This window comes from Streptomyces sp. CA-210063 (genome assembly GCF_024612015.1).
Lineage (GTDB): Bacteria > Actinomycetota > Actinomycetes > Streptomycetales > Streptomycetaceae > Streptomyces.
This window is the reverse complement of sequence record NZ_CP102512.1, coordinates 6608234-6626058: the sequence shown is the minus strand read 5'-3', so window position 1 is coordinate 6626058 and position 17825 is coordinate 6608234. Positions and strand designations below refer to the sequence as shown.

The following is a 17825-nucleotide window of genomic DNA, read 5'->3' as shown; positions in this document are numbered from 1 at the left end:
AAGGCGATGGCGGGCACGGCGAGTGCGACCGGTACGACGGGGGCCACCATCGAGTTGGTCAACCTCAGCAAGCGGTATCCAGGCAGTCGTCAACCCTCTGTCGACAGCGTCAGTATGCGGATCAACGCGGGCGAGACCGTCGTGCTCGTCGGGCCGTCCGGATGCGGCACGTCAACAACGCTCAAGATGATCAACAGGTTGATCGAGCCGTCCAGTGGCTCCGTCCGGATCAATGGTGAGGACGTCACCCGCATTGATCCGGTCAAGCTGCGACGCAAGGTGGGGTACGCCGTCCAGTCGTCCGGCCTCTTCCCGCACATGACCGTCGCCCAGAACATCGCGCTCGTGCCGAGGATGGTCGGCTGGTCCGCGGTCCGGGTGAGGGCGCGGGTGGCGGAGATGCTGGAACTGGTGGGGCTCGACCCGGGTGAGTTCCGCGGCCGGTATCCGCGTCAGCTCTCCGGCGGCCAGCGGCAACGGGTGGGCGTGGCGCGGGCGCTGGCCGCCGATCCGCCCGTGCTGCTGATGGACGAGCCGTTCGGGGCGGTGGACCCGATCACGCGCGGCCATCTCCAGGACGAACTGCTCCGGCTCCAGCGCGAGCTGCGCAAGACGATCGTGTTCGTCACGCATGACGTCGACGAGGCGATCAAGCTCGGCGACCGGATCGCGATCCTGCGGGAGCGGTCGCACATCGCGCAGTTCGACACCCCGGAGGCGATCCTCGCCGGCCCGGCCGACGACTTCGTCTCCGGTTTCGTGGGCGCGGGGGCAGCCCTGAAGCGGCTCGACCTCACGCGCGTACGGGACGTCCAGGTCACCGACTTTCCGACGGTCGATGTGGATGACCCGCTGCAACAGGTCCTCAGCCTGTTGCGGGCCGACGGCACCGGCGACGTCCTGCTCCTCGACCGGCACGGACGGCCCTTGAAGTGGCTGCGGCGCGGCGACCTGATGCGCGCCAAGGGGGCGCTCGCGCGGGCCGGGACCCCGGTGCGCTCCACCGTGGCCGAGGACGCCACCCTGCGGGACGCCCTGGAGGCCGTACTGACCGGCGACGCGGGACGGGTCGCCGTCACCGGACGGCACGGGGAGTACACCGGCGTCGTGGACATGCAGACCCTGCTCCGCTCCGTCCACGGGCTCCTGAAGGCCGACCGGCTGAACGCCCTGGAACACCGGCACGAACCGGAGGGGGCCCGCACCGGGCAGACGCACGCCGAGCAGGCGGGCGACGAAGAGGTCCCCTCGGGGGCACGGACGTGACCGCGGCCGAGGTGGGTTCCACGACCGAGGCGGCCGACGCCGCCGGGGCGGGCCGCGCGGCGGGGGCGGGAGCCGCTGCCGGGGCGGGCCCCACTGCCGAAGAGGGAGCCGCCGCCGAGGAGGACCGCACGGCCGAGGCAGGGGCCGCTGCCGGAACAGGCCCCACTGCCGGGGGGCGCCCCACTGCCGAAGAGGGAGCCGCCGCCGAGGAGGACCGCACGGCCGAGGCAGGGGCCGCTGCCGGAACAGGCCCCACTGCCGGGGGGCGCCCCACTGCCGAAGAGGCAGCCGCTGCCGAAGAGGGAGCCGCCGCCGAAGAGGGAGCCGCTGCCGAAGAGGACCCCGTTGCCGACGCTCGCGCCGCCCTCGCGCCGGACGGCACCTCCGCGCCAGGTACGGCCCCTGCCGCCGACGAGACCCCTCCGCCGACCGAGCCCGCCACCCCCCGGGTGACCTGGCGGAAGCTGACCCTTCTGCCCTCCGTCCTGGTCGTCGTCCTCCTCACCACCTGGCTCTGGTTCCGGCAGGCCGAACTGGACGCGATCTCCTCGAACGCCGTGTCGAACGGGCAGGTGCGGCAGGCCCTGTGGCAGCACATCCAGCTGACCGCGATCTCCACCTTCTTCGTGCTGATCACCGCGATCCCGCTGGGCATCCTGCTGACGCGGGAAACGTTCCGCAGGGCCACCCCGGTGGCCATGACCATCGCCGACAGGGGCCAGGCGACCCCGGCCATCGGCCTGCTCGCCCTGCTGGTGATCTGGCTGGGCATCGGGCGGACGGCGGCGCTGATCGGCATCATCGTCTATGCCGTCCTGCCCGTCCTCGCCCACACGATCGCCGGCCTGAAGGCGAACGACCCGACCCTCCTCGAAGCGGCACGGGGCATCGGCATGTCCCCGACGGAGGTGCTCACCCGCGTCGAACTCCCCCTGGCCGTACCGCTGATCCTCGCGGGCGTCCGGACGGCCCTCGTCCTGAACGTGGGCACGGCGACCCTCGCCACCTTCGGCGGAGGCGGCGGCCTCGGCGTACTGATCACGACCGGGATCACCAACCAGCGCATGCCGGTCCTCGTGCTCGGCTCGATCCTGACGGTCGCCCTGGCGCTGCTCGTCGACTGGCTCGCCTCACTGGCGGAACTGCTGCTCCGGCCGCGCGGCTCGGAGGCGGACTCGTGAGACCGCGTACGCCCCTGCTGACGCTCGTACCGCATTCGGTCAACGACGGTCGATCAGCAGCCGGGTACGGAACCCTTGCCCGTCTCCAGCGCCACGAGCGAGCTGACCGCGCCCTTCAGGGTCGTCACCGGGATGAGCCGCAGCCCCTCGGGCAGTTCGGCCTTCGCATCGGCGCACTCGGCCTTGGGGACCAGGAAGACGGTCGCGCCGTCACGGTGGGCGGCCTGGGTCTTGAGAGCGACTCCACCGACGGCACCGACCTTGCCTGCGGTGTCGATGGTCCCCGTACCGGCGATGACGCGGCCGCCGGTGAGGTCGCCGCCGCTGCCGTCACCGTCGAGCTTGTCGATGATGCCGAGGGAGAAGAGCAGGCCCGCGCTGGGGCCGCCGACGTCGGCGAGGCGCAGGGTGACCTTGATGTCGCCGGAGTCCTCGCCGAGGTAGGCGAGCGCCGCCTCGGTGGCCGTGTCCTGGGACTCCCTCATCTCGGCCTCGTTGTGCTCCTGGATCTCCTCGGTGGTGTCGCCGCTGGGGTAGACCGCGTCGCGTGGCATGACCGCCTGGTCCGTACGGAACCAGCCGTCGAGCACCTCGCCCAGCTCGATCCGGGCGTCCGGCCCCGTCGCCTCGATCGTCGTCATCCGCAGCTGACCGCTGGTCCTGCGGGGCTCCGCTCCGGTGATCGTGATCACCGGCTCCCCCTTGTTCTCGCCCAGCACGTTCGCCGTCATCCCCGGCTGCGCCACGGAGAACGGCAACGGCGCGAACGCCGCCGTGGCGAGCAGCCCCACGACGGGCAGGGCGCATACGGCTACGGCCACGGGGCGCGAAAGGCTGGCGAGACGAGAGAGCACGAGGTCAATCTAACGTGAGGGGTGATTCCGGCCAGGGGGCGGTACTACCGGGGGCGGGGCCACGGCGGTGGGCCGGTGCGGGAAGGCGGGCCTGGAGGGGGGAGGCGGGCCTCAGTTGACGTCCACGTCCTCGAAGAGGGCGAGCATGCGCGTGAGCACCCGTACGCAGGCGTCGACATCGGCCCCCGTCAGGTCCCCGCTCGCCTGCTCCAACAGCACGCTCTCCCGGGCGATCAGTGTGTCGATGGCCGTACGACCGGTGTCGGTCAGCCGGATCAGGGAGGACCGCTGGTGCGCGGGGTTGGGGATGGCCTCGACGAGGTCCCGCCCCGCCGCCTCGTTGACCATCCGCTGCACGAACTGCCTGCTCAGCGCCAGCGTCCGCCCCATCTGCGGCACGGTCATGGGCCGCCCGCCCATACGCAGCAGCTCCAGGACCGCGCGTACGCCGACGGGGAAGCCCTCCTTCGACTCCTTCAGCTCCAGCGCGCGGGTCGTGCGCCGGTAGAGGGGCCCGAGCACGGCGAACACCTCGGACAGCCGCCCGGCGAGGACATCGGGCGGCAGCGGCTCATCGTTCTCTGTCACGGGGCCATTCTCTTGCACACTCACCACGGGACAGAATGACAACCTGGTTGTCACCATCTCCCCAATATGACACCTTAGTTGTCATGACTGATGCCTCTGAGGTACTCACCTTCCAGTCCGACGACGGCCCGCTCGCCTATCGGGACGTCGGTTCGGGCCCCCCGCTCGTGCTGCTGCACGGCGGCCTCACGGACCACCGCATGTGGCGCGACCTGGTCCCCGCCCTCGCGGTCGACCACCGTGTCATCACCCCGGACGCGCGCGGTCACGGCTCCTCCGCCAACGCGAGCAAACCGTTCCGCCTCACCGACGACCTCGCCGCGCTGCTGCGCCACCTGGACACGGGCCCCGCGGTCCTGATCGGCATGTCGATGGGCGGGGCCACCGCCGTCGACACGGCGCTGGAGCACCCGGAACTGGTACGGGCCCTCGTCGTCAGCGGCGTCGGGACCAGCGAGCCCGAGTTCACGGACCCCTGGACCAAGGACAGCACCGCCCGGTACTACGGCGCGCTGATGTCCGGCGACATCGAGGGCTGGCTGGACATCGTCGGCGAGGTCGTCGCCGGCCCGCACCGCGCGATCGCCGACGTGGACCCCGACATCGTGCGGCGTGTACGGGAGATGAGCCGCGCCACCGCCGCCAAGCACACGGTCGGCGAGACGGACTGGCACGTCCCGGTGACGGACACCTGGGCCCGCGCCGCCGGCATCACCGCCCCCGTCCTCGCCATCAACGGCACCCTGGACGCCTCCGACCTCATCGCCATGGCCGAACGCCTGGTCGCGACGGTCGCGAGCGACAGCCGCGCCACCTCGATCGAGGGCACGGCCCACTACGCCAACATGGAACAGCCGGACACCTTCAACAAGCTCTTGCTGGAGTGGCTGAGCACCCTGCCGTAGACCAACCGGCGTCGCCGCAGTACGTACCCGGCGTCCCCGCAGTACGTACCCGGCGTCCCCGCGGTACGTACCCGGCGTCACCGCAGCGCGTCGGCCACCTCTCGGGCCGCGTCCATGACACGCGGCCCGACCCGCTCCGGTATCGCGTCGGCCAGCATCACCACGCCCACGCTGCCCTCCACCCCGGTCACCCCGAGCAGCGGCGCCGCGGCCCCGCTGGCCCCCGCCTCCAACTCCCCGTGGGTGAGGGCGTACCCCGGCCAGTCCCCCGGCTGCTGCCGCCCGGACAGAATCGCCCGCCCCGCGGCCCCCCGGTCCAGGGAGTGCCGGAACCCGGCGCGGTACGCCACGTGGTAATCCGTCCACGTCGGCTCGACCACGGCGACGGCCAACGCCTCGCTGCCATCGACGAGCGTCAGATGCGCCGTGGCCCCGATGTCCTCGGCCAACGACCGCAGCGCGGGCAACGCGGCTTCCCGTACCAACGGATGCACCTGCCGCCCCAGCCGCAGCACCCCCAGGCCAACCCGGGCACGTCCGCCCAGGTCACGCCGTACGAGGCAGTGCTGTTCCAGGGTGGCGAGCAGGCGGTACACCACGGTCCGGTTGACCCCGAGCTTGGTGGACAGCTCGGTGACGGTCAGCCCGTGATCGGTGTCGGCGAGCAGCTTGAGGACCCGCAGTCCTCGATCGAGAGTCTGGGAAGTCTCCGCGGTCACGACGCCCACTCCTTCGTGGTGAGGGCGGCGACCTCTGTCACGGCTAATGCGCCACCGGTCCCGTTCGGCGACGCGCTACAGAGGCCGCCGATCGGCTGAACCCGGTTGATCCGGGCGGAGTCGCTTCACGGCTGCGCTCCGCGGCGGCGCTGCCACGGGGCGTGTGCGTAGCGGGACAGTAGACGAGCGGGTTCGCTGAGCGGAAGACTCCGTCCAGAATCCGGGCAGTGTCCGGTATGGACTACTTGCCTTTGTCGCGAAATGTACGGGCGCATCTCGCCCTGCGTGCGCGGCCCTCACGCCCGGCGCATACGCGGACGCACGAGCGCGTCACTTCATCCGGGTCGCCCACTCCTGCACCTTGGCGATCCGCTGCCGCAGCTGCCCCGCCGTGGCCTCGGCACTCGGCGGTCCACCGCACACGCGCCGTACCTCGGTGTGGATGACACCGTGCGGCTTGCCGCTCTGATGGGAGTACGCGCCGACCATGCCGTTGAGCTGTTTACGCAGCTCGAGCAGCTCCTTGTGGGTGACGACGGGCCGCCGGTCGGCCGGCAGCTCGACGAGGTCGGCCTCGGCGTCCGGCTTCTTGCGACTGTGCGCGATCTGCCGCGCCTGCCGCTTCTGGAGCAGCAACTGCACCTGGTCGGGCTCCAGCAGCCCGGGAATCCCGAGGTAGTCCTGCTCCTCCTCGCTTCCCGGGTGGGCCTGCATGCCGAACTCGGCGCCGTTGTACATGACCCGGTCGAACACCGCGTCGGACTCGAGCGCCTCGAACGGCAGCATGTCCTGCTCGCCGGTGTCCTCGTCCTGCTCCCTCTCCGCCTCCGCCAGGAGCTTCTCCTCCTCGGCGTACGGGTCCTCCTCGCCCTCCTTCTTCGGCTTGTCGAGGGCGTGGTCCCGTTCCACCTCCATCTCGTTGGCGAAGGTGAGCAGGTCGGGCACGGTCGGCAGGAACACGGACGCGGTCTCGCCGCGCCGCCGGGACCGTACGAATCGCCCGACGGCCTGGGCGAAGAAGAGCGGGGTGGAGATCGTGGTGGCGTACACGCCGACGGCCAGCCGGGGGACGTCGACGCCTTCGGACACCATCCGGACGGCCACCATCCACCGGTCGGTGCTGTGGCTGAACTCGTCGATACGGTCCGACGCGCCCGAGTCGTCCGACAGAACGACCGTCGCGCTCGTCCCCGTGATCTCCCGGATCAGCTTGGCGTAGGCGCGCGCGGAGTCCTGGTCGGTGGCGATGACGAGGGCGCCGGCGTCCGGGATGGCCTTCCTGACCTCGGTGAGCCGCTGGTCGGCGGCGCGCAGCACACTCGGCATCCACTCGCCGCGCGGATCGAGCGCCGTACGCCAGGCCTGGCTGACCGCGTCCTTGGTCATGGGCTCGCCGAGCCGCGCCTCGATCTCGTCGCCCGCCTTGGTCCGCCAGCGCATGTTGCCGCTGTAGGAGAGGAAGATGACGGGCCGCACGACATTGTCGGCGAGCGCGTTGCCGTAGCCGTAGGTGTAGTCGGCGGACGACCGCCGGATCCCGTCCGCGCCCTCCTCGTACGTCACGAAGGGGATGGGGTTGGTGTCGGACCGGAAGGGCGTACCGGTGAGGGCGAGCCGTCGGGTGGCGGGCTCGAAGGCCTCCAGGCACGCCTCGCCCCAGGACTTGCTGTCACCGGCGTGGTGGATCTCGTCGAGGATGACGAGGGTCTTGCGCTGCTCGCTGCGGTTGCGGTGCAGCATGGGCCGTACGCCGACGCCCGCGTAGGTGACCGCGACGCCGTCGTACTCCTTGCTGAGCGGCCCCGCGCTGTACTCCGGGTCCAGCCTGATCCCTATCCGCGCCGCGGCCTCCGCCCACTGCTTCTTCAGATGCTCGGTGGGCGCCACGACCGTCACCTGCTGCACGACGTGATGGTGCAGCAGCCAGGACGCGAGCGTCAGCGCGAAGGTCGTCTTCCCGGCGCCCGGAGTCGCGACCGCGAGGAAGTCCCGCGGCTGCTCCTGGATGTACTTCTCCATCGCCCCCTGCTGCCAGGCACGCAGCTTGCTGGCCGTACCCCAGGGGGCACGCCCGGGAAAGGCGGGCGAGAGGTGATGGTTCGAGGAGGCGGCGGTGGTAGTCACGGTCTCCGGTCTGGTGGTCGGGCGGCTCGGCGGGTAGCCCCGGGCGACTCGCGCAGCGACTCGGACACCCTGGCTACGTATGACAACCGGGCCACCCTACCGGCGCCCCGGTTCCGTCAACGCGCGAACTGCGCCGGGCGGCCCACAGGTGGGACTCACCTCACACTGGGCAGCCGGCGATGTCAGCGCGCGAAGCGCGGCAGTTGAGCAGCGATCTTGGGTACGTCCAGTGCGCCCTGGCAGACATCCAGCACGAAGTGCTCGGCCTCGTCCACGTCGAAGTCGACGTCCAGGGGGTGCCCGTTCATGTGCAGGTACACCCAGGTCGCATACCAGGCGATGCGCTTGTTCCCGTCGACAAGGGCATGGTTGCGAGCCAGCGACTCCATCAACGCCGCGGCCTTCTGCCACACGTCCGGGTACGCGTCCTGCCCGAACACGCTCGACTGGGGACGCGCTAGGGCCGAGTCCAGGAGCCCGTAGTCGCGCACCTCGTCCGCCCCGAGCCGCTGTGCGAGATTCAGCAGCTCGGGCATCGTGAGGTAGTGCATCAGGCGAGCCTCCGGTTCAACTCGGCGCTGGCCTTCAGCACATGCTCGGCCGCCTCGTTGAACAGTCTTGAGTGCTCGTTTATGGCCGCGATCACCGCGTCGTGCGCGAAGGCCTGCATGCTGCGCCCCTCCGCCGCCGCGCGCTCGCGCAGGGCATCGAGCTCTTCATCCGTAAACCGCAGGTTCAGTCCAGCCATGCAGCAACGGTACTACGCGGTACCACATGGTGTCACCGCGATTCGCCCCGCACCCGCGTAGTCACCCAGGCCCCCACCAACGCCACCGCCACCATCGGCAGGAACACCGCGACGAAGGCGGCCGGATGCGACCCGGCACCGGAGGCCGTCGTGGTCGTGTGCGCGACCGCGCCGCCGCCCAGGGCCGCGAAGGCGGCGCCGCCCGCGGCGAGCAGGAGCGCGTTGGAGAGGCCGTCGGAGATCTGGAGGGCGGCGGAGTTGGCGCCGGCCTGGTCGGGTGCGGAGAGCTTGAGCAGGAGCACGCTGGTGGAGGAGATGACGAGGCCCATCCCGAAGCAGCCGACGGCCCAGGCCACCGCCACGGTCCACACCGGGACACCCTCGATCAGCACACCCGGCGCCGCGGCGATCGCGGCGGCGACCAGCACCATCCCGAGCGTCATCAGCCGCTCCCGGTACGGCTCCACCCTCGGCCGCGACTGCACCCACGAGCCCAGCGCCCAGGTCCCACCGCTGGCCGCGAGGGAGAACCCGGCGAGCGTCGGCGACAGCCCCCGCTGGGTGACCAGCATCAACGGCACGAACGACTCGGCGGCGATGAAGGACCCCGCCGCCAAACCGCGCAACAACACCACGGACGGCAGCCCCCGCACCGCCCGGTACGTACCCGGCGGCAACAGCCCCAGCACCGCCGGCACCAGCAGCCCCACTCCCGCCACCGCCGGGACGATCGACAGCCACCGCAGATCCTGGGCCGCGTACTGCAGCAGCCCGGCCCCGAGCGAGATACCGAGGGCGAGCCGGATGCGGCGCCGGTCGAAGGAGGCGGCCGATGCCGCCGCCGGGTCCTGTGAGGGAACCTCCGCCGGGCCCGACGCCCGGCGCCGGATCTGCGGCAGCGCCAGCACCAGCGGGAGCACGACCAGCACCGGGATCCCCACGAACACCCAGCGCCAGCCCAGGTGTTCGGTCACGGCACCCGCGGCGAGCGGGCCGACCACGGTGGGGAGGATCCAGCACGCCGCGAACGCCGCCATGATCGCCGGCTGCAACCGCCCCGGATACGCCCGCCCCACCACCACATACAGCGCGACGATCACCAGCCCGCCACCGAGCCCCTGCACGGCCCGCCCGAGGACGAACAACCACATCACCCCGGCCGTCCCCGACATCACCAGCCCCGCCGCGAAGGCACCGATCCCCGCCCCCAACGGCCCCCGCCGGTCCGACCACTGCCCCGCCAGCACCATTCCGAACAGACTGGTCGTGAAGTACGCCGAGAACGCGAACCCGTACGCCGAGATCCCGTCCAACTCCCGCGCCGCCACCGGCATCGCCGTCGCGACCGCCGTGGCCTCGAACGCGATCAACAGCACGACGGAGACGATCCCCACACTGAGCGCCCGGTAGGACCGCCCCAGCACCCCCTGTGCACCCTCGGCGACAACAGGCAGGTCAGGCTTCGTCTGCGCGACATCCGTGTCACGCGGTTCCAAGGCGGCCATGCCCGCCAGCGTAAGGGGCACCACCCATATTCACCCCTGTCGGAAGTCCCCCACCTCCTACGACCTTGGCCCTACACCCCGCCATTCATGAACGGCGTATGGCAGTCCCGTTGCAGCGCCCCCGCGCCCCTTGAGCCACCGCCCGAGCCCCGCCTACGGTCTCCCTATCGAGTTCGGAGCGGACACCTCGCTCCCCACACGACCGTGTGCCCGAGTGGTTCAGGGAGTCGCCTGCAAAGCGACTTACGCGGGTTCGATTCCCGCCACGGTCTCCAGGGCCTCAGCGCCCGCGCAAGCCTCGTTCCGCAGCGTCTCCACCCAGCAGCCCGTGGCCGTCCCCTCGCGCTTCTCGCGATGCAGCAGCCACAGCTTGAAGGCGAGGGTGGAGATGTCGGCGTCCAGGGGACACAGGGTCGACTCGGACTCGCTCCAGTTGTGGATCGCGCCGGTGGTGCCGTCGACGACGAGGCTGCTGCCCTCGACGAAGTGACCGAGACGTATCAAGTGGGCGGCTGAGGCAGGGAGTCGGTCGGGGGTGAACCCGCCGGGGCGCTCGTTCGCGTGGTACTCGGCGAGGGTCGGCAGCGGGATGTCCGTGTCGAGTCGGAAGAACCCGTGCTCCTCGGGCAGGCCCATGTCCCGCAGGAAGCGCCGGGTCGGCTCGTGGGTGAGCGTGGCCGGGAAGTCGAAGTCCTCGAAGCGCCACACCTTGCTCCGGCCGAACTCCTCGTCCAGCAGGCGGGCGGGCAGGTCGAGCGCCAGCCCCGACCGGGTGACCGGTCCTCCGGTCAGTACCGCCAGGTCGTTCGGTCGGTCCAGGTCGTTCAGGTCCGTCAGGCCCATTGTCCCCATCGTCATTGTGCTCATGGCTCCCCCCAGCACATGGTGCGCATCGTGCTTCCCCCAGTGAGGTCACGTCCTACCGCTCAGCGGTCGTCCGCCCCACTGCCAAGAACCATACGCCGCACCACTGACAACGCCCGACGTACGTGCAAACACGCACCTCAGAGGCTACGTCGGGACGCCTACGCGCCCGTCACCACCGCCGCCTGCGGGCGGATCGGCAGGCGGTTCACGGGGCGTCCCGTGGCCGCCCGTACCGCCGCCGCGATGGCCGCCGGAGACGTGACCACCGGCACCGCGCTGGCCGCCTTGGCGCCGAAGGGGGCCACGACGTCCCGTTCCTCGACCAGTTTGACGATCTGGATGTCGGGGGTGTCGAGGGCGGTGGGCAGGGCGTAGCCGGTGAGGTCGGGGTGGCGGATCAGACCGCGGGGCGTGCGGAGGTTCTCCGTGAGGGCCACGCCCACGCCCTGGGTGAGACCGGCCTCGATGCGGGCGTTGAGCTGGGCGGGGTTGAGGATCCGGCCGACGTCCTGGGCGACGGCCAGCTCCACGACCCGTACCGAGCCGAGTTCGATGTCGACGTCCACGACCGCGCGGATCGCGCAGAAGGCGAGGCCGACGAACGCGTCGCCCTGGCCGGCGCCGTCCAGCGGCTCGGTGGGGTGCGGGCGGCACTGGGCCGTGGCCCAGAGTTCCTTGCCGTCCAGCGCCTCCGCGACCGTGGTCGACAGGACACCGTCGTACGACGTGATCTTGCCGTCGGTGATCTGCAACAGCTCCGTGGACATGCCGAATTTGTGGGCGAGCGGTTGGAGCAGTTGCGTGCGGACCATTTTCGCCGCGCGCTCCACCGCGCCGCCCGAGACCCAGGTGTGGCGGCCTCGGCAGCCCGGGCCCGCCGGGGGCTGGTCGGTGTCGACCTGGGCGATGTGGACCTCGTCGATGCCCAGGGTCTCCTGGACGATCTGCCGGGCGAGGGTGGCGAAACCCTGGCCGGTGTCGACGGCCGCGCACAGGACGGTCGCGATGCCGTCGTGGACCTTCACGGTGGCCGTGGAGACCTCGTCCGCGCCCTCGGCGCCGAGCATGTGGACCATGCCGAGGCCGTAGCCGACGCCCCGGCGGACGGCACCCGGCTCGCCCGCGCCCTCGGGGCCGCCGGGCAGCAGCCACTCCTCCTCGGGGGTGTCCTTGGGCAGCGCCGGGAGCGGGAACTCCTGGACGGCCTGGAGGAGTTCGGCGACCGGGGCCGGGCAGGTCACCGACTGGCCCGTCGGCAGCACGTCGCCCGTGGACATCACATTGCGCATGCGCAGTTCCGCCGGGTCGAGGCCCAGCTTCTTCGCGAGCTTGTCCATCTGGGCCTCGTACGCGGCGCAGACCTGCATGGCGCCCTCGCCGCGCACATGGCCGGAAGGCGGGTTGTTGGTGCGTACGGCCCAGCCCTCGATGAAGGCGTTCGGGACGACGTACGGCCCGCAGGCGAACGAGACGGCGGCGGCCAGCGCCTCCGACGAGGTGTCGGCGTACGCGCCCGCGTCGAGCAGGATCTGCGCCTCGACCTTGACGAGCCTGCCCTCGGCGTCCGCGTGGTGGCGGTACCGCAACAGCGTGGGATGCCGGTGCGCGTGGCCCAGGAAGGACTCCTCGCGGGTGGCCGTCAGCTTGACCGGGCAGCCGGTCTTCAGGGCGAGCAGGCCGAGCGGGAGCTGGAAGCCCTGGTCCTCGCGGTCGGCGGTGGCGCCGGGGACGCCGGTGACGACGATCTTGACGCGGTCGGGGGCCAGGCCGTAGCAGGCGGCGGCCGCGTCGCGGTCGGTGTGCGGGTCCGTGGAGGCCACGTACAGCTCGACACCGCCGTCGGGGCGGGGCACGGCGAGACCGGCCTCGGCTCCGATGGGGGCCGGGTCCGCGCGGCCGATGCGGTACTGGCCCTCGACGACGATCTCGCCGGCCGCGTTCGGGTCGCCGTGGCGCAGCGGGATGTGCCGGATCAGGTTGCCGTCGGGATGCAGGGGCTCGGCCTCGAAGGCCTGCTCCGGGTCGATCACCGGGTCGAGCACCTCGTACTCGACGATGACGGCGGCGGCGGCCATCCGCGCGGTGTCCGGGTGGTCGGCGGCGACGGCCGCGATGGGCTCGCCGTGGTGGCGTACGACCTCGGAGGCGAACAGGGGGCGGTCGGCCTTGCCGCGGCCGTGCAGGGCGGTGCCCGGGACGTCCTCATGGGTGACGACGGCCCGTACGCCGGGCATCTCGCGCGCGTGGGACGTGTCGATGGACACGATGCGCGCGTGCGGGTGCGGCGAGCGCAGCACGGCGGCCCACAGCAGGCCCTCGGCCCACAGGTCGGCCGCGTACGGGAAGGTGCCCTCCGACTTGGCGCGGGCGTCGGCGGACGGCAGGGACACGCCGAGGCCGTGCGGCGGTTGCTCGGGGGCGGGCGCGGCCTCCCCGGGGCCCGCGGGCGCCGCGATGACGGTTTCGTTGCTCACGCCTGGCCTCCGTCCTGGCCGAACGACCGGCCCTGACCGCCGTACGAGTCGTCCTGGCCGCCGAAGGACTGCCCCTGGCCGCCATAGGTGTCGCCCTGACCACCGAAGGACTGACCTTGACCGCCATAGGTGTCGCCCTGACCACCGAAGGACTGGCCCTGTCCGCCATAGGTGTCGCCGCCCTGACCGCCGAAGGACCGGTCCTGACCGCCGTACGTGTCGTCCTGGTCCGTGAACGACAGGCCCTGGCCGCCGTACGACCGGTCGGGGTCGTGCGGTTCCGGTGGGGGTGCTCCCTGGGAGTCGTACGCCGCCGGGTTGACGCCGCCCGCGCCGGGGCCCGCCTGGTGCGGGATGCGTGCCTCGTCGGGGTCGGCGCCTGCCTCGTTCTCGGCGGCGGTGTGCGCCTCGCGTTCGGCGACGACCTCGCGGACGGCCGCCAGGACGCCCCGGTAGCCGGAGCAGCGGCAGAGGTTGCCGCAGAGCGCCTGGCGGGTCTCCAGGTCGGTGGGCGCGGGGTTGCCCTCGAGGAGGTCGTGGACGGTCATCGCCATGCCGGGGACGCAGAAACCGCACTGCACGGCACCGCACTTGGCGAGGGCCCGCTGCACGTCCGAGGGCTGTCCGTCGGCGGCGAGGCCCTCGACGGTGCGCACCTCGCTGCCGGCGGCGGTGACGCCGGGGACCAGGCAGGACGCCACGAGCCGGCCGTCGACCTGGACGTTGCAGGCGCCGCACTCGCCCTGCGAGCAGCCGTCCTTGGCGCCCGCGAGGCCGAGCCGCTCGCGCAGCACATAGAGCAGCGACTCGCCGATCCAGGCGTCGCTGACGGGCCGGTCGGTGCCGTTGACGCGTAGGACGTACGAGGCGAGGGGGTGGTCGTCGTGCGGGGGCGGGGCGGGCTCGTCGGCGAGGGCCGGGTCGCCTTCGGCGTCGGTCCCGGCGGCCTCGGCCGCCTCAGTGGCCGTCTCCGGCTCCTGAGGGCCCGAGAGCTCGGCGTCGGGTTCACCGACCGGCCCGGACGGCTCAGCGGGCTCCTGGGCGGCCTCAGGGGCCTCCCCGGCGGTCTCGGGGGCCGGGTCTGCGTACGCGGCCCCAGGAGCCGCGGAGGGCTCCCCAGGGGCCTCCGCGGTCACGCCGGTCGCGTCCTCCCCGGGCGTACGGTCGTCAGTCCCGTGCTCCTCGGCCCGGTCCGGCGGCGGCGCGGTCCAGGCCGTGCCGATCTCCTCGGTCGCCCAGGGCGCGGGGGCGCCGCCGGGGAGCGTGGCGGGCGGGGTGCCGCCCCACTGCTCGACGAGGGCCGAGGTGCTGAACTCACCGGATTCGTCCGGAAGATCGCCCCCGGCGACCGGAATCGACCACTCGCCGGTCACATCGTGACCGGGAGCGGCGCCTTCCTGCGCGGCCGGCTCCTCGAACGTCCACTGCCCGGTCGAGCCGGGGTTGTACGTGAACGCGTCCTGCGCCGGGGGCTGCGGCTGCCCGGCGTTCGGGTCGTGCCACTGGGCACCCTCGGCCGGCATCGCCCAGGCGCCCGGGGCGGACGGGTCGGTTCCGGCGGTGTCCGCCGTGTTGATGGAGTTCGTAGCTATCTGCGGCGGCACATAGCCGTGGCCGGGCGCGGCGAGCGGGCTGTCAGCGGCGAGGAGCGCGTCGATGCCCCCCTCGGGGAGCTGTACGAACGTGGTGGCGCCGTCGTCGTAGTCGCCCTGCGGCAGCCGCTCCCAGCCGCCCTGGCCCCCCTGCTGCGGGGTGCCCTCTCCGTGCTGGTCGTCGGTCACGACAGCGCCCTCCCCAGTGCTCGTCGGGCCAGCGCGGCGACGGTGCGCCGCAGGTGCAGTACGGCGGGCGGAAGCGGTGGTACGGAGCCGTCGACCTCGGGGGCCGGGTCGGGGATGCAGGCGGCGGCGACGTACTCGCCGAAGGCCTGCAGCGCCTCGGGGACGAGGGTGCGCTCGCCGTCCCAGTCGATCAGCTGCCCGACCCACGCCTCGGCGTCCAGCGGGCGCAGCGGCATCGGCGCTATGGCACCGACGGCGCACCGCACCCCGCGCCGGGCGGGGTCGAGGACGAGGGCGACGGAGGCGATCGCGCGGCCGGGGCCGGTGCGGCCGGTGGCCTTCAGGAAGACCTGGGGCGCGTGCAGCAGCGGCACGCGCACGAACCCGATGAGTTCACCGGGGCGCAGCATCTCCATGCCGGCCAGCAGGTGGGAGACGGGCATCTCACGGCGGGCCCCGCCCGGGCCCGCGATGATCAGCGTGGCCTCCAGGGCGGCCAGCACCGGCAGCGCGTCCCCCGTGGGGGCGGCCGTCGCGATGTTGCCGCCGAGAGTGCCCGCGTTGCGGATCTGTGGTGGTCCGGCGGCACGCGCGGCCGCGGCGAGCGCCGGAATGAGCGCCGCGAAGTCCGGGCGCCCCATGCGTGCGTGCGTCAGTCCGGCACCGAGCAGGGCGTGTCCGTCCTGGTACTGCCAGCCGCGGATCTCGCTGATCTTGCCGAGGCCCACCAGCGCGGCGGGCCTGAGCTGCCCGGAGTTGACCGCGGCCATGAGGTCCGTGCCGCCCGCCACCGGAACCGCCCAGGGCATGGCGGCGAGGGCCGCCACGGCCTCGTCCAGCGAGCCGGGCAGGGTCACGGCCTGCGCCGCCTGCGGTGCGTGCGTGGTCAAACCGGCTGCCCCTTCCCGCTGCCCCACCTGGTCCGCCTGTGTTGCCGTACCGTACGTGCTGACAGGGCGGACGTGGCAACTCTGGCACATTCTCGCGAGGCCCGAACGCGGGGGTCCGCTAGGAGGCATTCGCCCACCTCACCCGAGAGATGGTCCGTTTTGGCACGGCATCACCCATAGGTGCACATTGACACCCTCTGGTGATCCTTGTGTGCCTCTTGTTCCCTCTGGGGCCACCGTCGCAGGGCACGCGCTTTCGGTCCTACGGGTTCACGGTCGCCTCACACGTTCGGGGGCGCCCCCTCGATCGGACGTCCGAGCACACCTGGTCGCCGCTGCCACGGACGAGGGCCGGAAGGCGGCCGATAACCGACCCCCAGGGCGTCAAGTCGCGGGTAGTGGGCCGTCATCCGGCGCTCGAAGTCCGCGAAGTCCCGCTCGGCGGGTTCCGGCAGGCGACTCCAGGCCACCTCGGCGAAGGCCGCCAGGCGTGGGAACGTCTGGTAGTCCACGCGCGCGGGGTCCTCCATCACCTCGGTCCACACGTTCGCCTGGGTGCCGAGCACATGCCGTGCCTCGTCGGGCGTCAACTCCGGGGGAACCGGCTCGAACCGGAAGACGTCCTCCAGGGTGCGTACGTAGCCGATGGGCACCGGCTCGTCGGGGCCGCCGTCCTGACGGTGGTCCAGGTACACCTGCTGCTCGGGGCACATGACCACGTCGTGGCCCGCGCGGGCCGCCGTGATGCCGCCCGCGTAGCCCCGCCAGGACGACACGGCGGCGCCCGGCGCGAGGCCGCCCTCAAGGATCTCGTCCCATCCGATCAGGCGACGCCCGCGCGCGGTCAGCCAGTTGTCGAAGTGCCGGACGAACCACGACTGCAACTCGTCCTCGTCCGCGAGCCCCAGCTCCCGGATGCGGGCCTGCGCGGTGGCCGACTCCCTCCACTGGTCCTTGGCGCACTCGTCGCCGCCGATGTGCACGAAGGGCGACGGAAAGAGCTCCAGGACTTCCTCGAACACCCCCTCGTAGAAGCGCAGGGTGTTGTCAGTGGGGGCGAGTACGTTTTTGTTGATGCCCCAGGTGTCCCAGACGGTGAGGGAGGTCGTGTCGATGACATCGGTGTTGCCGAGTTCCGGATACGCGGCGATGGCGGCCTGGCTGTGTCCCGGGATGTCGATCTCGGGGACCACGGTGATATGCCGTTCGGCCGCGTAGGCGACGATCTCGCGGATGTCGTCCTTCGTGTAGTAACCGCCGTGCGGCTTCTCCTCCCAGAGGGGGGACGCGCGATGGCCGAATTTCGTGCGCGCCCGCCAGGAGCCGATCCCCGTCAGCCGGGGGTACCTCGTGATCTCGATGCGCCAGCCCTGGTCGTCCGTCAAGTGGAAGTGGAGGACGTTGAGTTTGTGGGCGGCCATCAGGTCCAGATAGCGGAGGACTCCGTCCTTGGGCATGAAGTGGCGGGCGACGTCGAGCATGAGGCCGCGCCAGGCGAAGCGGGGGCCGTCTTCGACGGTGATCTCGGGAAGGTCCCAGTCCCTGTCGGGATCCAGCGGGGCCCGGCGGAAGGCTTCGGGGCCGAGCAGTTGCCGGAAGGTCTGCGCGCCCCAGAAGACGCCGGCCGCGCTGCCACCCTGGATCAGGTGGTCGGCGCCGTCGATGACGACGCGGTAGCCCTCCGCGGGCAGCTGCGGGTCGATGCCGAGCGCCATGCGGTACGCGAAGTCGCCGCCCTCCGGGAACGGATAACCGGTCGCCGCGCCGACCGTGGCCCGCAGCCAGCGGGCGACGCCCTCGGTGCCGGGCCCCGCCTCCAGCCGCGTCTCCTCGTCCAGGCGCCCGTAGCCGGGCTGGTTCCAGGAGATGCTCCCGGGCGCCGGAATGAGTTCCGTTCCCGTCACGTCATTCGTCATGTCGTTC

Annotated in this window: 14 protein-coding genes, 1 tRNA gene and 1 pseudogene; 4 read left to right on the top strand and 12 right to left on the bottom strand. The window is 71.9% G+C overall.

Annotated features, from left to right (window positions below):
* Nucleotides 1-6: 6 nt before the first annotated feature.
* Together JIX56_RS28990 and JIX56_RS28985 are read left to right on the top strand one after the other, a co-directional pair.
* Complete coding sequence (locus JIX56_RS28990; protein WP_257551179.1) at nucleotides 7-1266, top strand: betaine/proline/choline family ABC transporter ATP-binding protein; 1260 nt, start codon at nucleotides 7-9, stop codon at nucleotides 1264-1266.
* 446 nt (nucleotides 1267-1712) lie between these two features.
* A pseudogene (locus tag JIX56_RS28985) lies at nucleotides 1713-2447 on the top strand (ABC transporter permease); the annotation flags it as partial.
* A 53-nt stretch (nucleotides 2448-2500) separates the two neighbouring features.
* On the opposite strand, the gene JIX56_RS28980 reads toward JIX56_RS28985, so the two are convergent.
* Entirely contained in the window at nucleotides 2501-3268 is a 768-nt protein-coding gene (locus tag JIX56_RS28980; RefSeq protein ID WP_257544920.1) for a S16 family serine protease, read from the bottom strand.
* 144 nt (nucleotides 3269-3412) lie between these two features.
* Nucleotides 3413-3889 (bottom strand): MarR family winged helix-turn-helix transcriptional regulator, encoded by a 477-nt coding sequence (locus tag JIX56_RS28975; protein ID WP_257544919.1) that lies wholly within the window; start codon nucleotides 3887-3889, stop codon nucleotides 3413-3415.
* 83 nt (nucleotides 3890-3972) lie between these two features.
* On the opposite strand from JIX56_RS28975, the gene JIX56_RS28970 reads away from it, so the two are divergent.
* Nucleotides 3973-4794, top strand: coding sequence for an alpha/beta fold hydrolase (locus JIX56_RS28970; RefSeq protein WP_257544918.1), 822 nt, complete (start codon nucleotides 3973-3975; stop codon nucleotides 4792-4794).
* A 77-nt stretch (nucleotides 4795-4871) separates the two neighbouring features.
* Here the strand turns inward: JIX56_RS28970 and JIX56_RS28965 are convergent, their stop codons facing one another.
* The 5 genes from JIX56_RS28965 to JIX56_RS28945 all read right to left on the bottom strand — a co-directional run bounded on the left by JIX56_RS28965 (nucleotide 4872) and on the right by JIX56_RS28945 (nucleotide 9890).
* On the bottom strand, nucleotides 4872-5513 hold the full coding sequence (locus JIX56_RS28965) for an IclR family transcriptional regulator (RefSeq protein WP_257544917.1): 642 nt from the start codon (nucleotides 5511-5513) through the stop codon (nucleotides 4872-4874).
* Nucleotides 5514-5843: 330 nt separating this feature from the next.
* Nucleotides 5844-7637 carry a DEAD/DEAH box helicase gene (locus JIX56_RS28960; RefSeq protein WP_257544915.1) on the bottom strand — a complete coding sequence of 598 codons (1794 nt, stop codon included), beginning with the start codon at nucleotides 7635-7637 and terminating at the stop codon, nucleotides 5844-5846.
* Nucleotides 7638-7819: 182 nt separating this feature from the next.
* Nucleotides 7820-8188 carry a type II toxin-antitoxin system death-on-curing family toxin gene (locus JIX56_RS28955; RefSeq protein WP_257544913.1) on the bottom strand — a complete coding sequence of 123 codons (369 nt, stop codon included), beginning with the start codon at nucleotides 8186-8188 and terminating at the stop codon, nucleotides 7820-7822.
* Nucleotides 8188-8385, bottom strand: coding sequence for a hypothetical protein (locus JIX56_RS28950; protein WP_124441851.1), 198 nt, complete (start codon nucleotides 8383-8385; stop codon nucleotides 8188-8190). The genes JIX56_RS28955 and JIX56_RS28950 overlap by 1 nt, the downstream gene beginning before the upstream one ends.
* 32 nt (nucleotides 8386-8417) lie before the next feature.
* Nucleotides 8418-9890: an MFS transporter gene (locus JIX56_RS28945; RefSeq protein ID WP_257544912.1), complete on the bottom strand. Its 1473-nt coding sequence runs from the start codon at nucleotides 9888-9890 to the stop codon at nucleotides 8418-8420.
* A 200-nt stretch (nucleotides 9891-10090) separates the two neighbouring features.
* Between JIX56_RS28945 and JIX56_RS28940 the strand changes: the two genes are divergently transcribed.
* Nucleotides 10091-10165 (top strand) — tRNA-Cys (locus JIX56_RS28940).
* Here the strand turns inward: JIX56_RS28940 and JIX56_RS28935 are convergent.
* The 5 genes from JIX56_RS28935 to JIX56_RS28915 form a co-directional block, all read right to left on the bottom strand.
* Nucleotides 10134-10757, bottom strand: a complete 624-nt coding sequence (locus JIX56_RS28935) for an SUKH-4 family immunity protein (RefSeq protein WP_306819885.1) — start codon at nucleotides 10755-10757, stop codon at nucleotides 10134-10136. The two genes, JIX56_RS28940 and JIX56_RS28935, sit on opposite strands and share 32 nt — an antisense overlap.
* Nucleotides 10758-10915: 158 nt before the next feature.
* Nucleotides 10916-13231, bottom strand: coding sequence for a xanthine dehydrogenase family protein molybdopterin-binding subunit (locus JIX56_RS28930; RefSeq protein WP_257544910.1), 2316 nt, complete (start codon nucleotides 13229-13231; stop codon nucleotides 10916-10918).
* The gene (locus tag JIX56_RS28925) at nucleotides 13228-15012 is read right to left on the bottom strand and encodes a 2Fe-2S iron-sulfur cluster-binding protein (RefSeq protein WP_257544908.1); all 1785 of its coding nucleotides are present in this window, start codon (nucleotides 15010-15012) and stop codon (nucleotides 13228-13230) included. The genes JIX56_RS28930 and JIX56_RS28925 overlap by 4 nt, the downstream gene beginning before the upstream one ends.
* The gene (locus JIX56_RS28920; RefSeq protein WP_257544906.1) at nucleotides 15009-15902 is read right to left on the bottom strand and encodes an FAD binding domain-containing protein; all 894 of its coding nucleotides are present in this window, start codon (nucleotides 15900-15902) and stop codon (nucleotides 15009-15011) included. Before JIX56_RS28920 ends, JIX56_RS28925 begins: the two co-directional genes overlap by 4 nt.
* Before the next feature lie 281 nt (nucleotides 15903-16183).
* Nucleotides 16184-17818 (bottom strand): beta-N-acetylhexosaminidase, encoded by a 1635-nt coding sequence (locus JIX56_RS28915; RefSeq protein ID WP_257551178.1) that lies wholly within the window; start codon nucleotides 17816-17818, stop codon nucleotides 16184-16186.
* Nucleotides 17819-17825 lie beyond the last annotated feature (7 nt).